Source organism: Bordetella genomosp. 13 (assembly GCF_007679965.1).
GTDB lineage: Bacteria > Pseudomonadota > Gammaproteobacteria > Burkholderiales > Burkholderiaceae_B > Bordetella.
The window spans coordinates 181,647-194,511 of sequence record NZ_VEHL01000005.1 but is presented as its reverse complement, the minus strand read 5'-3'; the positions used below and the strand labels follow the sequence as shown (position 1 = coordinate 194,511).

Annotated in this window: 11 protein-coding genes; 9 read left to right on the top strand and 2 right to left on the bottom strand. The window is 69.2% G+C overall.

Features of this window, described 5'->3' with window-relative positions:
• Positions 1 to 111 precede the first annotated feature (111 nt).
• From FS845_RS14210 to FS845_RS14195, 4 genes are all read left to right on the top strand, one after another.
• Positions 112 to 1,152 carry an aminoglycoside phosphotransferase family protein gene (locus FS845_RS14210; RefSeq protein WP_144636316.1) on the top strand — a complete coding sequence of 347 codons (1,041 nt, stop codon included), beginning with the start codon at positions 112 to 114 and terminating at the stop codon, positions 1,150 to 1,152.
• Entirely contained in the window at positions 1,152 to 1,928 is a 777-nt protein-coding gene (gene murU, locus FS845_RS14205; protein ID WP_144636312.1) for an N-acetylmuramate alpha-1-phosphate uridylyltransferase MurU, read from the top strand. Before FS845_RS14210 ends, murU begins: the two co-directional genes overlap by 1 nt.
• A 139-nt stretch (positions 1,929 to 2,067) precedes the next feature.
• Positions 2,068 to 2,772: a DUF6776 family protein gene (locus FS845_RS14200; protein WP_144636309.1), complete on the top strand. Its 705-nt coding sequence runs from the start codon at positions 2,068 to 2,070 to the stop codon at positions 2,770 to 2,772.
• A gap of 15 nt (positions 2,773 to 2,787) precedes the next feature.
• Positions 2,788 to 3,390, top strand: coding sequence for a TetR/AcrR family transcriptional regulator (locus FS845_RS14195; RefSeq protein ID WP_144636306.1), 603 nt, complete (start codon positions 2,788 to 2,790; stop codon positions 3,388 to 3,390).
• A gap of 50 nt (positions 3,391 to 3,440) precedes the next feature.
• On the opposite strand, the gene FS845_RS14190 is transcribed toward FS845_RS14195, so the two are convergent.
• Complete coding sequence (locus tag FS845_RS14190) at positions 3,441 to 3,914, bottom strand: PaaI family thioesterase (protein WP_144636303.1); 474 nt, start codon at positions 3,912 to 3,914, stop codon at positions 3,441 to 3,443.
• A 637-nt stretch (positions 3,915 to 4,551) separates the two neighbouring features.
• Between FS845_RS14190 and FS845_RS14185 the strand changes: the two genes are divergently transcribed.
• The 5 genes from FS845_RS14185 (at position 4,552) to FS845_RS14165 (ending at position 11,497) form a co-directional block, all read left to right on the top strand.
• On the top strand, positions 4,552 to 5,643 hold the full coding sequence (locus tag FS845_RS14185; RefSeq protein ID WP_144636299.1) for a porin: 1,092 nt from the start codon (positions 4,552 to 4,554) through the stop codon (positions 5,641 to 5,643).
• 392 nt (positions 5,644 to 6,035) lie between these two features.
• Positions 6,036 to 7,124 carry a porin gene (locus FS845_RS14180; protein WP_144636296.1) on the top strand — a complete coding sequence of 363 codons (1,089 nt, stop codon included), beginning with the start codon at positions 6,036 to 6,038 and terminating at the stop codon, positions 7,122 to 7,124.
• 313 nt (positions 7,125 to 7,437) lie between these two features.
• Positions 7,438 to 8,724: a cytochrome c gene (locus tag FS845_RS14175; protein ID WP_144636293.1), complete on the top strand. Its 1,287-nt coding sequence runs from the start codon at positions 7,438 to 7,440 to the stop codon at positions 8,722 to 8,724.
• Entirely contained in the window at positions 8,721 to 9,224 is a 504-nt protein-coding gene (locus FS845_RS14170; RefSeq protein WP_144636290.1) for a (2Fe-2S)-binding protein, read from the top strand. The genes FS845_RS14175 and FS845_RS14170 overlap by 4 nt, the downstream gene beginning before the upstream one ends.
• Positions 9,221 to 11,497, top strand: a complete 2,277-nt coding sequence (locus tag FS845_RS14165; protein ID WP_144636285.1) for a xanthine dehydrogenase family protein molybdopterin-binding subunit — start codon at positions 9,221 to 9,223, stop codon at positions 11,495 to 11,497. The genes FS845_RS14170 and FS845_RS14165 overlap by 4 nt, the downstream gene beginning before the upstream one ends.
• 223 nt (positions 11,498 to 11,720) lie before the next feature.
• On the opposite strand, the gene FS845_RS14160 is transcribed toward FS845_RS14165, so the two are convergent.
• Positions 11,721 to 12,749 (bottom strand): adenosine deaminase, encoded by a 1,029-nt coding sequence (locus tag FS845_RS14160; protein ID WP_144636281.1) that lies wholly within the window; start codon positions 12,747 to 12,749, stop codon positions 11,721 to 11,723.
• Between the last annotated feature and the right edge of the window lie 116 nt (positions 12,750 to 12,865).

The window sequence follows — 12,865 nt, the reverse complement described above, 5'->3', positions numbered from 1 at the left end:
GGGCTGGAACGACCCGGTATTATAGAGAAGCCGCGCGACAGCCCAACACCCGGGCAATCACGGCCCCGGCCACGGCCGGTTTCCCAGCTTTCCGACCCCGAGACGGCCGCCTTGAGCACATCCCCCGATCCCCGCCTGGAACAGCTCCAGGCCTGGCTGAGCAGCCTGCCCGCCGACCTGGCGCTGCATCCCGAGACCTTGCGCCCGGCGTCCAGCGACGCCAGTTTCCGCCGCTATTTCCGGCTGGACGCCGGCGACGGCACGGCCATCGTCATGGACGCGCCGCCGCCCCACGAGGACGTACGCCCCTTTCTGCACGCGGGCGGCCTGCTGCGCGACGCCGGCCTGAACGTGCCGGCCGTACTGGCGCAGGCGCCGGAACACGGCCTGCTGCTGCTGTCCGACCTGGGCAACGACACGTACTACCAACGCATCCAGGCCGGCCTGGACGACGGCCGCCTGCAGGCGCTGTACCGCCAGGCGCTGGCGGCGCTGGTGCGCATGCAGCAGGCCGCCGTCACCGGGCTGCCCGCCTACGACGGCGCGCGCCTGGCGGCGGAACTCGAACTGTTCCCCGAGTGGTACGTGGGCCGCCACCACGGCGCCACCCTGGACGACAAGGAGAACGCCGCCTTGCGCCAGGTGTTCCAGCTGCTGGCGGGCAGCGCCGACGGCCAGCCGACGGTCTACGTGCACCGCGACTTCCATTCGCCCAACCTGATGGTCTGCGAAGACCCGCGCCACGGCCCCAATCCGGGCATCCTCGATTTCCAGGACGCGCTGGCCGGCCCGCTGACCTATGACCTGGCCTCGCTGGTCACCGACGCCCGCACCACCTGGGAAGAGCCGCAACAGCTGGACTGGGCGATACGCTACTGGGAAATGGCGCGCGCCGCGGGCCTGCCGGTCGACGCCGACTTCGCCGAGTTCCACCGCGCCTACGAATGGATGAGCCTGCAACGCAACCTGCGCATCCTGGGCGTGTTCGCCCGCCTGAACCATCGCGACGGCAAGCCCGGCTATCTGGCGCACATGCCGCGCGTCAACGTCTATGTGCGCCAGGTCGCCCAGCGCTACGGCGTGTTCGCGCCGCTGCTGCGCCTGCTGGACCGCCTCGACCAGCGCGCGCCCACGGTGGGATACACCTTCTGATGCGGGCCATGATCCTGGCGGCCGGACGCGGCGAGCGCATGCGCCCCCTTACCGACCATACGCCCAAGCCGCTGCTTGCCGCCGGCGGCAAGCCCCTGGTCGTCTGGCACCTGGAACGCCTGGCCGCCGCCGGCCTGCGCGACGTGGTCATCAACCACGCCTGGCTGGGCGAGCAGATCGTCCGGCAGCTGGGCGACGGCACGCAATGGGGCGTGCGCATCCAGTACTCGGCCGAAGCGGCCGCGCTGGAGACCGCGGGCGGCATCGCGCAGGCGCTGCCGCGATTGGGCGACGCGCCCTTCCTGGTCATCAACGGCGACATCTGGTGCGACTGGAATCCCGCCCAGGCGCCCGCGCTGGCCCGCCGGCTGGACGACGAAGGCGCGGACGCGTGGCTGTTGCTGACCGACAACCCGGCGCACCATCCCGCCGGCGACTTCACGCTGCGCGCCGATGGCCGCGCGGGTGACGATGAAGGCACGACGGGCGCGGCACATCCCGGCGCCGGGCAGGCCGTTTCTGCGCGAGCCGACTCGGCCGACGGCGGCTCGGTCCACGCCGACGCTCGTCGGCTGACCTTTGCCGGCATCGGCATTTACCGGCCCAGCCTGTTCGGCGGGCTGCCCATCGGCCAGCCCGCGAAGCTGGCCCCCCTGCTGCGTCACGCGATGGCGCGCGACGCGGTGCTGGCGTCACGCCACGCCGGCCGCTGGGTCGACGTCGGCACGCCGCAACGCCTGGCGGAGCTGGACGCCGCCCTGGCGGCCAGCCGCTAAACTTTTCACGGTATCAACGTAAGCAACCAGAATTGTCCGGCCGGCCCCTACACGGCCCACAGCGGGTATCCTCTGGTATTTTCGCCCGCAGCAGGCCCAGCCTCGCGGCGGCACGACACAGGCATAGGAAGTTTTTTGCATGGCATTCGGACGATCGCAGCGGGCAGTCTTCAAGCCCTCCGTTTACCAACCGGGCAAGCGCAGCCGCCGCATGCCGCGCTGGCTGGTCCTGCTGCTGGTGGGCATCGTGCTCGGGGCGGGCGGCGTGCTGTTCCTGCAGACCAACTATGGTCCGCAGCGGCTGACCGCCGAGCAGTCCGAGCAACTGCACTCCGAGCTCAGCGCCGCCAACATGGAGCGCCAGCGCCTGCAGACCCAACTGGACGAGACGCGCGCGCAGCGTGACGCCAACCAGTCGGCCCAGCAGCAGCAGACCACCGACCTGGCCCAGGCCCGCGAACGCGTGCAGGCGCTGACCCAGGAAATGGCGATGTTCCTGGACGCCGTGCCGCCGGACCCGCGCGGCGGCGACATCGGCGTGCGCTGGGGCGAGTTCCGCCAGCAGCAGCCGGGCCAACTGGCCTACCAGGCGCTGATCATGCGCGAGAAGGAAGGCGGCCAGACGTTCCAGGGCAACATCACGCTGGAAGTCTCGGGCGGCTACCGGAACGGCCGCCGCGACACGGTCACCTCCGAACCCATCGCCATCAAGCTCGACCGCTACACGCACGCGCAAGGCTCCATGGCCCTGCCCGACGGCTTCACCGCGCGCCAGGTCACGATCCGCGTGGTCGATCCGCAATCGCGGCAGCAGGCCATGCGCATCTACTACGTGCGCAACTGACGGAACGGACCGATCATGCCCCGGGTATCGCGGGAACAGGCCGACAGGAACCGCCTCGCCATCGAGGCCGCTTCGTCCCGCCTGTTCCGTGAACGGGGCATCGACGGCGTCACCGTGGCCGACCTGATGGCGGCCGCCGGCCTGACGCATGGCGGCTTCTACGGCCATTTCGAATCCAAGGACGCGCTGGCGGCGGTGGCCTGCGAACAGGCCTTCAACGAGGCCGTGGGACGCTGGCAGGCGGCGGCCACCGGCCGCACGTCGCGGCGCGCACTGGTCGAGGCCTACCTCAGCGGTCCGCACCGCGACCATCCCGGCAAGGGCTGCCCCGCCGCGGCCTTGGCCGCCGACGTCGCCCGCCACGACGGCGAGCCGCCGGTGCAGGATGCCTACATAGAAGGCCTGAAGCGGCTGCTGGCCGCGATCGCCAGCCTGCAGGACGGCGCCGACGCATCCGAACGCACCCGCGCCGCCATGGCGCAGCTGGCCACCATGGTCGGCGCACTGACGCTGGCGCGCGCCACCCGCGGCGACGCCCTCTCGAACCAGATCCTGGCGGCGGCGCGCGACGCGCTGGCCGAACCGGACGCGCCGCGCCGGCCGCCACGCAAGGCTTAGAACCTGCGCATCCGGGCCGCGGCGCGGCCGCGGTGCGTATCCGCGCGTATTCAGGCCGTCCTGGACGCGCCCGACTCCAGATCGAACACCAGCAGCGTCGAGGTCGCCGTGGCGTACAGGCGTCCCTGCGCATCGGTCAGCGTGGCCTCGGCGAAGGCCACCCGGCGGCCCAGCGTCTGCACGCGGCCCTCGGCGCGGACCAGCCCGGTGTCACGCGTGACCGGACGGTGATAGGCCACTTTCAACTCCAGCGTGGTGTAGCCCTGCCCCGCCGGCAGGCGCGAATGCACCGCGCATCCGCACGCGGAATCGAGCAGGGTCGCGGCATAACCGCCATGTACGGTGCCGATGGGGTTGTAGGCATGGTCGCCGGGCACGCCCGCGAACACCGCGAGGCCCGATTCGACCTCGATGAAATCGAGATCCAGCGACACCATGATGCCGGGCTTGCGGCCCGACTGCATCAACGCGCGCAACTGGCCCAGCCCATCCAGCCCGCTGCCGGTTTCTTCCACCAGACTCATGTGTACGTCTCCATTCCCTCTAGCGGCCGGGCCGCGGAGTTCATATGTTTAACATCATCTATTTCGATGGCCATGCGCCGGTCCGGGCTGATACGGGTAAGCCCTATCGGCATCGACCCGAATTGTGGACTCTGGATGACAAGACATATTCTAGGCAAGGCCCTTGCTTCCCTGTCTCTCCGGGATGCACAGCGCGGGATGCACAGCGGGGTTGGCGATGCGTATCCGTGCACTCCCTGCACGAATGCGGACCGTGCCGGGCCTGGCCTCTGCGGCTTCCACGCCACATCCGGGATTCCCGTTGCGGCGACCACGCAACAGCCTGGCACCGCCACATCTGCGCCATAAACGCGTGCTACGCGCGTGAGTGCGCGAGCGTGCGCACCCGCGCATGCGCTCGCAGGCGCATGCATGCGTCATCCCATGATGCGCGTGCGCGCGTGAGTCCGGCGTCGCTGACAAAAAGTTCCAAAAATAACCCCACGTCGCGATTGGGTAGCAATATGGAAAAGTCTTTCCATATAACCAAGCTTTTCCCTACCCCCGTGTAAACCCTAGACTCCGTCCCAGCTCGATTGGCATGCCTCGCCGGTGCGTGGCGCAAGCGAACAGAGCCAAAACAACTCAGGAGTCCTTCATGAAAAAAACGCTGCTTGTCGCCGCTCTGGCGATTGGTTTCACGGGTGTCGCTCAAGCTGAGACCTCGGTTACGCTGTACGGCCTGATTGACGCTGGTCTCGGTTACGAGCAAGTCAAGGGCGCCAACGGCTTCAAGCAAAGCCACATCGGCGCCACCAACGGCGTGAGCAACGGCTCGCGTTGGGGCCTGCGTGGTTCCGAAGATCTGGGCAGCGGCCTGAAGGCGATCTTCACCCTGGAATCCGGCTTCAACAACGAAACCGGCACGTCGAGCCAAGGCGGCCGCCTGTTCGGTCGCCAAGCCACCGTGGGCCTGGCGAACGACGCCTGGGGCACGCTGGAATTCGGCCGTCAGAAGAACGTCGCTTCCAAGTACCTGGAATCGATCTCCCCGTTCGGCACCGACTACGCGCTGGCCAGCTCCGGCGCCGCCTTCAGCTCGGCTCAGTCGACCCGCTACGACAACATGGTCATGTACCAGACCCCGAGCTTCGCGGGCTTCCGCGCCGCCGTGGGCTACTCGTTCGCGGTTGACGGTGCCGGCAACTTCGCCACCAACAACAACACCCGCGCCATCACCAGCGGCCTGCGCTACACCAACGGCCCCCTGGACCTGTTCGGCACGTACGACCAGTTCAAGGGTTCGACCGCCAACGACGACGTGCCGAAGGTTCGCTCGTACATCCTGGGCGCCGCCTACGACTTCGAAGTGGTCAAGCTGTCGGCCGCCTGGGGCCAGACGCGCAACGGCTGGTTCACCGCCGTCAACCCGGGCACGACCGGCGACAGCAACGTGGGCCTGCCCTCGCTGCGCACTGCTGACGGCTTCCGCGCCGACTCGCTGATGGTTGGCGCCACCGTTCCGTTCGGTGCCACCAAGCTGCTGGCTTCGTACCAGCGCGTCGACCCGAAGAACGACAAGCTGATCGCCGGCGCCGAAGAAACCACCAACATCTTCTCGCTGGGCGCGACGTATGACCTGAGCAAGCGTACGAACCTGTACGCCTACGCTTCGTACGCCGACAACTACGCGTTCCAGGACGATCTGCGCAGCACCGCCTTCGCCGTCGGCCTGCGTCACCGGTTCTAAGCACAGGGGGGTGAGCAGACCCCCCGAGGCGCACCGGACCGGCCTGTCCGGACACCGAGCGGCTTATCTCCGTAAGCCGCGAGTGACAAGCAGCGATCCCCCCGTTTAGTCCGTGCCGGTGCGCCGCGTGCAATGAAGGGTCGGGCCTCCCGCAAGGGAGGCCCACTCGTTTCTGGGCGACGCAAAGGTGCGGCGACACCATGCGGGCGCGAGCATCGCCTCTCTTCCTGACAGCTTCCCGACAGTTGTCGAGCAGATGGAAAAGTCTTTCCAAAGAAGACCTCTTTTTCCGGATGCATGCATTCCCTAGACTCCCTCCCTGCCCGATCGGCGTACCGTGCTCACGCGCGCGAAGCGGCCCGGGTCAAAACAATCAACTCGGGAGTCCCCACATGAAAAAGACGCTACTCGTTGCCGCGCTGGCAATGGGCTTCACTGGTGCGGCGCACGCCGCTGACTCGGTCACGCTGTACGGCCTGATCGACGCCGGCATCAACTACGAGCAGGTCAAGGGCGACGGCTTCAAGCAGAGCCACATCGGCGCGGCCCAGGGCGTCAGCAGCGGCTCGCGTTTCGGCATGCGCGGCAGCGAAGACCTGGGCAACGGCCTGAAGGCGATCTTCACGCTGGAAGCCGGCTTCAACAACGAAACCGGCACGTCCAGCCAGGGTGGCCGCCTGTTCGGCCGCCAGGCCACGGTGGGCCTGTCCAGCGACAGCTGGGGCACGCTGGAATTCGGCCGCCAGAAGAACTTCGCCTCGAAGTTCTTCGACTCGATGGATCCGTTCGGCACCAGCTACACCATCGCCGGCGTGGGCGCCACCTTCGGTTCGGCGAACTCCACGCGCCTGGACAACATGGTGATGTACCAGACCCCGAGCATCGGCGGCCTGCGCCTGGGCGCCGGCTACTCGTTCAACGCCGACGGCGCCGGCAACTTCGCCACCAACAGCAACAACCGCGTCATCACCGTTGGCGCGCGCTACACCAATGGCCCGGTGGACCTCATCGCCACCTACGACCGCCTGAACCCGTCGTCGGCCGGCGCCGACCGCGACAACGAAGTCCAACAGTACATCCTGGGCGGCACGTACGACTTCGAAGTGGTCAAGGTCATCGCGGCCTGGAGCCAGACGTTCGACGGCTGGTTCACCGGCCTGAACCTGGGCACCACGCCCAGCGGCAACCAGCAGCTGGGCACCTACCGCGTCGCCGACGGCTTCCGCGCCGACTCGATGATGGTGGGCGCCACCGTGCCGTTCGGCGCCAGCAAAGTCTTCGGTTCGTGGCAGCGGGCCGACGCCAAGAACGACCTGCTGACGGGCGACGACAAGACCACCAACATCTTCAGCCTGGGCTACACGTACGACCTGAGCAAGCGCACCAACCTCTACGCGTATGCCGCCTATGCCGACAACTACGCCTTCCAGGACAACCTGAAGGACACCGCCGTCGCCATCGGCATGCGTCACCGGTTCTAAGCGCAAAGGGGGTGAGCAGACCCCCGAGGCACGCCGGACGGGCGCCCCGGACACATGCGGCTTCTCCGTAAGCCGCGAGTGACGAGCAGCGATCCCCCCGTCCAGCCTGGCCGGCGCGCCGCGCGCAAGGAAGGGTTGGGCCTCTCGCAAGAGAGGCCCGCTCGCTTTCCGGGGCCATCAACCTGTCGCGGAACCCGCACGTGAGCCAGTCACGGCCGGATTTTTTGCGGCGCGATGCGTCACTTCAGGCCCAAGTCAGTGCCAGCTCATACCATTGCTGCCGGTCGCGTACACCCATCCGCGCGGAGGTTGAATGAGCAGGACACGAAGAATCACCTGGACGGCCCTGGCCGTCGTATTGGCCGGCGCCGTGGCGGCCTGTACTTACGCATGGCAGCCCGCCATCGCGCCGCTGGATCACCCGCCCGCGGCCAGCGCCGACCGCGCGCTGCTGGCGCAGGGCGCGCGCGTGGCCGACCTGGCCGACTGCATGCAATGCCACACCGCCAAGGGAGGCAAGCCCTATGCCGGCGGCCTGGCGCTCGAGACGCCATTCGGCACGATCTACAGCACCAACATCACGCCCGACGCCGAGACCGGCATCGGGCGCTGGCCGCTGGAAGCGTTCGCGCGCGCCATGCGCAAGGGCGTCTCGCGCGACGGCCACCTGCTGTATCCGGCCTTCCCGTATGCGCATTTCACCCGCATGAGCGACGACGACATCGCCGCGCTGTACGCGTACCTCCTGGCGCGCACGCCGGTGCATGCACCGGCGCAGGACAACGCCCTCGCCTTCCCGCTGAACTTCCGGCCGCTGGTCGCGGGCTGGAACCTGCTGTTCCTGGACGAAGGCGCGTTGCCGCCGCCGGGCACGCCGCAATCCGATGCCTGGCTGCGCGGCCGCTACCTGGTCGAAGGACCGGGCCACTGCGCGGCCTGTCATACGCCCATGAACGCCTTCGGCGCCGAGAAGGGCAGCCAGGCCTATGCCGGCGGCCTGATCGACGGCTGGGACGTTCCGCCGCTGAACGCGCTGACGCTTGCGCGCACGCCCTGGACGCATGCGCAGCTCACCAGCTACCTGCGCACCGGGCTGGCCACCGAACACGGCGCGGCGGCCGGTCCGATGCTGCCAGTCACGCAGCACCTGGCCAACGTGCCGGTCTCCGATGTCGAGGCCATGGCCACCTACCTGATGTCGCTGCAGCCGCCGGCCGCCGCGCATCCGCCCGCGCAGGCCGACCTGCCGGCGGCCAGCGCCCAGCGCATCAACGATGGCGCCGCGCTGTTCGCCTCGTCCTGTGCCGGTTGCCATGGCGCCGCCGCACCCATGCGCACCGTGGGCGCGCGCCCCTCGCTCGAACTGAGCACCGCGCTGAACGCCGACAGCCCGCGCAACGCCATCCAGCTCGTGCTGGGCGGCAATCCCTGGAACGGCTCATCGTCAGCCCATTACATGCCGCCGTTCGCCAACGTGCTGAACGACGCGCAGATCGCCGACGTGCTCGCCTACGCGCGGGCGCAGTACGCCCAACGGCCGGCCTGGAACGGCCTGCAGGACAGCGTCGCGGCGATACGCAAGGAGAATCCGCAGCAATGATCACGCTCAACGTCAACGGGGTCGACCACGCGGTCGACGTCGATCCATCCATGCCGCTGCTGTACGCGCTGCGCAACCACCTCGAGCTCAACGGCGCCAAGTACGGCTGCGGGCTCGGGCAATGCGGCGCCTGTACCGTCATCGTCGACAAGCGGCCCGTGTTCTCATGCCTGATGCCGGTGTCGGCGGTCGGCTCGCGGCCCGTGCGCACCATCGAAGGCCTGGGCAGCGAGGCGCAGCCCTCGCCGCTGCAGCAGGCCTTCATCGACAAGCAGGCGGCCCAGTGCGGCTACTGCATCGCGGGCATGATCATGCGTGCCCAGGCGCTGCTGGACCAGCGCCCCGGCGCCACCGAGGACGAGATCCGCGCGCACATGCAGCCCAACCTGTGCCGCTGCGGCACGCACATGCGGATCGTCGCCGCCATCGTGCAGGCCTCGAAGGACATGGCGGGCCCACATGCGGCCACCCAGGGCGAACCCACCGGAGCGCAAGCATGACGCCGCGCGACAACGTCGATTCCGCCCCGCGCGATCCCGCCCGGCGCCGCCTGCTGGCCGCCGGCACGCTGACCGTCAGCTTCGCGATGGTGCCGGGCGCCGCCGCGCTGGCCCAGCGCCAGACCGAGGATGCCGCGCCCACGGCGGCGCACGGCGCGGGCAAGCTGCCCGGCAACCTCAGCAGCACGCCGCTGCTGGACGCCTGGATCAAGATAGACGAACAAGGCCGCATCACGGTCTGCACCGGCAAGGCCGAACTGGGCACGGGCATCCGCACCGCCTTCATCCAGATCGCCGCCGAGGAACTGCAGGTCGCACCCGAGGCCATCCACCTGATCACGGCCGACACCGGCCTGACGCCCAACGAGGGCTACACCGCCGGCAGCCACTCCACCGCCGACAGCGGCACCGCCATCATGCACGCGGCGGCGCAGGTGCGCGCGCTGCTGCTGCAATCCGCCGCCGACAAGCTGGGCGTCGAGGTTGCCCAACTGCAGGTGCGCGATGGCGGCGTCATCGCCGCGCCCGACGGCCGCACGCTCGGCTATGGCCAGGCCGTCAGCGGCCTGGACCTGCACCGAAACGCCGAGCCCACCTCGGCGCTGGTCGAGCCGAAACACCACAAGGTCATCGGCACGCCGCTGCGCCGCGTCGACATCCCGGCCAAGGTGACCGGCGGCGCGGCCTACGTGCAGGACATCCGCCTGCCCGGCATGCTGCATGCCCGCGCCGTGCGCGCGCCCTCCTATGGCGCCAGGCTGGTCAAGGTCGACAGCGACGCGGTCCGGAAGATGCCCGGCGTGGTCCAGGTGGTGCGCGACGGCAGCTACCTGGCCGTGGTGGCCGAGGACGAATGGCAGGCCATCCAGGCGATGCGCGCGCTGATGCAGGCCGCCACCTGGGAAGAGACCGCGGTGCTGCCCGATCCGGCCACCCTCCACGACACGCTGCGCAAGATGCCCGCCCGCGAGATCCACGTGGGCCAGCGCCAGGGCCCGGCGGCGCCGGCCGCCCGCACCCTGCAGGCGCAGTTCACCAAGCCTTTCCTGATGCACGGCTCCATCGGGCCGTCGTGCGCCGTGGCGCACCTGGACCAGGGCAAGCTCACTGTCTGGACCCACGCACAGGGCGTGTTCCCGCTGCGCGCGGGGCTTGCGCAGATGCTGGGCATGGCGCCGCAGGACATCCGCTGCATCCACGTGCCCGGCGCAGGCTGCTATGGCCACAACGCGGCCGACGACGTGGCAGCCGATGCCGCGCTGATCGCGCGCGCGGTGCCCGGCCGTCCGGTGCGGGTGCAATGGATGCGCGAACAGGAACATACCTGCGAGCCCTACGGTCCGGCCATGGTCACCAGCGTGCGTGCCTCGCTGGACGACGCGGGCCGCGTGACGGACTGGCAGTACGAGATCTGGAGCAACTCGCACAACCAGCGCATCGACAACGCCGGCCGCCTGATGCCCGCCACGTATCTCGAGCATCCGTTCACGCCCGCGCCGCCGCAGCCGATTCCCATGCCTGAAGGCGGCGGCGACCGCAACAGCCTGCCGCTGTACACGTTCAACTACGACGTGCAGCACCACTTCCTGCCCGACATGCCGGTGCGCGTCTCGGCCATGCGCGGGCTGGGCGCCTTCATGAACGTCTTCGCCATCGAGAGCTTCATGGACGAGCTGGCCGCGGCGGCCGGGACCGACCCCGTGGCGTTCCGCCTGCGCCACCTGGACGACCCGCGCGGCCGCGACGTCGTGCAGCTGGCCGCGTCGAAGTTCGGCTGGGATCCGCGGCGCAAGCGCCAGCCCGGCCGCGGCGTGGGCTTCTCGTTCGCGCAGTACAAGAACCTGATGAGCTACCTGGCCATCGCGGTGGAGATCGAGGTGCAGCCCGAGACCGGCGCGGTGCGCATCGTGCGCGCGGTGGCGGCGGTGGATTGCGGCCAGATCGTCAACCCCGACGGCGTGCGCAACCAGATCGAGGGCGGCATCCTGCAGTCGGCCAGCTGGACGCTGTACGAGGAACTGCGCCACGACGATCGGCGCATCCGCAGCTTCGACTGGAGCAGCTATCCCATCATGCGTTTCTCCGAGGTGCCGATGCAGGTCGAGGTGCACCTGATCGACCGTCCCGGCGCGCCCTTCCTGGGCGCCGGCGAGGCCTCGCAAGGGCCCGTCTCGGCGGCGCTGGGCAACGCCATCGCCGATGCCACCGGCCGACGCCTGCGCGACCTGCCGCTGGCGGCCAACGGACGCCTTCGGGAATACGCCGAAGGATGAGCGATGGCAGGCCTGGCGAGACCGCCAGACCTGCCTTGATCAGGCTGCTTCACGCGCAGCGGCCCGGCTTAGCGAGTTCGCTTAGCGAGTTCCGCTCAGGGAGTTCCGCTCGGGGTGTACCAGTCAGGGCAGTTCCGCTGGGGTTGTGCGGACTGCCCTGCCTGGACTGCCCTGCGCAGACTGCCCTGCCCGGCGGCATTATCACCGCCGAAGCCAAGGCTGCTTATGCCGGCCCCGCGCGCCAGCGCCGGGCCGCCGCGTCCAGGTCGGCCAGCAGCGCATCGCGCCGCGCGGCTTCCACCCAGCTGGCCTCGATGCTGTTGCGGGCCAGTTGCAGCACCTCGGGCTCGGTCAGTCCGAGCGCCTGCACGCAGGCCGTGAAGTTGGCGTTGACGTAGCCGCCGAAATAGGCGGGATCGTCGGAATTGATCGTGACCTTCAGGCCGCGCGCCAGCATGTCGCGCAAGGGATGGTCGCGCAGGTCGGGATACACCTTCAGCTTGACGTTCGACAGCGGACAGACCGTCAGCGGTACCTGGTCGCGCGCCAGGCGCTCCATCAGCGCCTCGCTCTCGATGGCGCGCACGCCGTGGTCGATGCGCTGCGCATGCAGCAGGTCCAGCGCTTCCTCGATGTAGGCTGGCGGGCCCTCCTCGCCCGCATGGGCCACCACGGGCAGGCCCAGCGCGCGGCAGCGGGCGAACACCTGACGGAACTTGGCGGGCGGATGGCCGCGCTCGCTGGAATCCAGGCCCACGCCGTCGATGCGGTCCAGGAAGGGCCGGGCCTGCGCCAGCGTTTCCAGGGCTTCGCTTTCCGGCAGGTGGCGCAGGAAGGACAGGATCATCCGGAAGCTGATGTCCAGTTCATCGCGGCCGCGCGCCAGCGCGCCGTGGATGCCCTCGATGACCTCGGCCATGGGCACGCCGCGGGCGGTATGGGTCTGCGGATCGAAGAAGATCTCGACGTGGCGCAGGTTGTCGGCGTGCGCGCGTTGCAGGTAGGCCCAGGTCAGGTCGTGGAAATCCTGCCGGGCGCGCAGCACGTCCGCGCCGGCGTAGTACAGGTCGAGGAACGACTGCAGGTCGGAGAAATCGTAGGCAGCGCGCAAGGCCTGCACGTCCGGCCAGGGCAGCGTCACGCCGTGCCGCTGCGCCAGCGAGAAGGCCAGCTCGGGTTCCAGCGTGCCCTCGATGTGCAGGTGCAGTTCGGCCTTGGGCAGTGCACAGGCCAGCGCCGCGATGTCGGGCATGGGAAATCTCCAGGGAAGGCATCCGTGCGCGGGCACGGGCGAAGCCGGCATGCGGGTTCCGCCGGCGCATCCGGGCTAGCATAGCGCACGCGCGCGGGCTGGGCGCGGGGCACGCT

Excerpts from the sequence above, each read along its gene's own strand:
- murU (WP_144636312.1), top strand. The coding sequence starts at position 1,152 with ATGCGGGCCATGATCCTGGCGGCCGGACGCGGCGAGCGCATGCGCCCC.
- FS845_RS14200 (WP_144636309.1), top strand. The coding sequence starts at position 2,068 with ATGGCATTCGGACGATCGCAGCGGGCAGTCTTCAAGCCCTCCGTTTAC.
- FS845_RS14195 (WP_144636306.1), top strand. The coding sequence starts at position 2,788 with ATGCCCCGGGTATCGCGGGAACAGGCCGACAGGAACCGCCTCGCCATC.
- FS845_RS14190 (WP_144636303.1), bottom strand. The coding sequence starts at position 3,914 with ATGAGTCTGGTGGAAGAAACCGGCAGCGGGCTGGATGGGCTGGGCCAG.
- FS845_RS14185 (WP_144636299.1), top strand. The coding sequence starts at position 4,552 with ATGAAAAAAACGCTGCTTGTCGCCGCTCTGGCGATTGGTTTCACGGGT.
- FS845_RS14180 (WP_144636296.1), top strand. The coding sequence starts at position 6,036 with ATGAAAAAGACGCTACTCGTTGCCGCGCTGGCAATGGGCTTCACTGGT.
- FS845_RS14175 (WP_144636293.1), top strand. The coding sequence starts at position 7,438 with ATGAGCAGGACACGAAGAATCACCTGGACGGCCCTGGCCGTCGTATTG.
- FS845_RS14170 (WP_144636290.1), top strand. The coding sequence starts at position 8,721 with ATGATCACGCTCAACGTCAACGGGGTCGACCACGCGGTCGACGTCGAT.
- FS845_RS14165 (WP_144636285.1), top strand. The coding sequence starts at position 9,221 with ATGACGCCGCGCGACAACGTCGATTCCGCCCCGCGCGATCCCGCCCGG.
- FS845_RS14160 (WP_144636281.1), bottom strand. The coding sequence starts at position 12,749 with ATGCCCGACATCGCGGCGCTGGCCTGTGCACTGCCCAAGGCCGAACTG.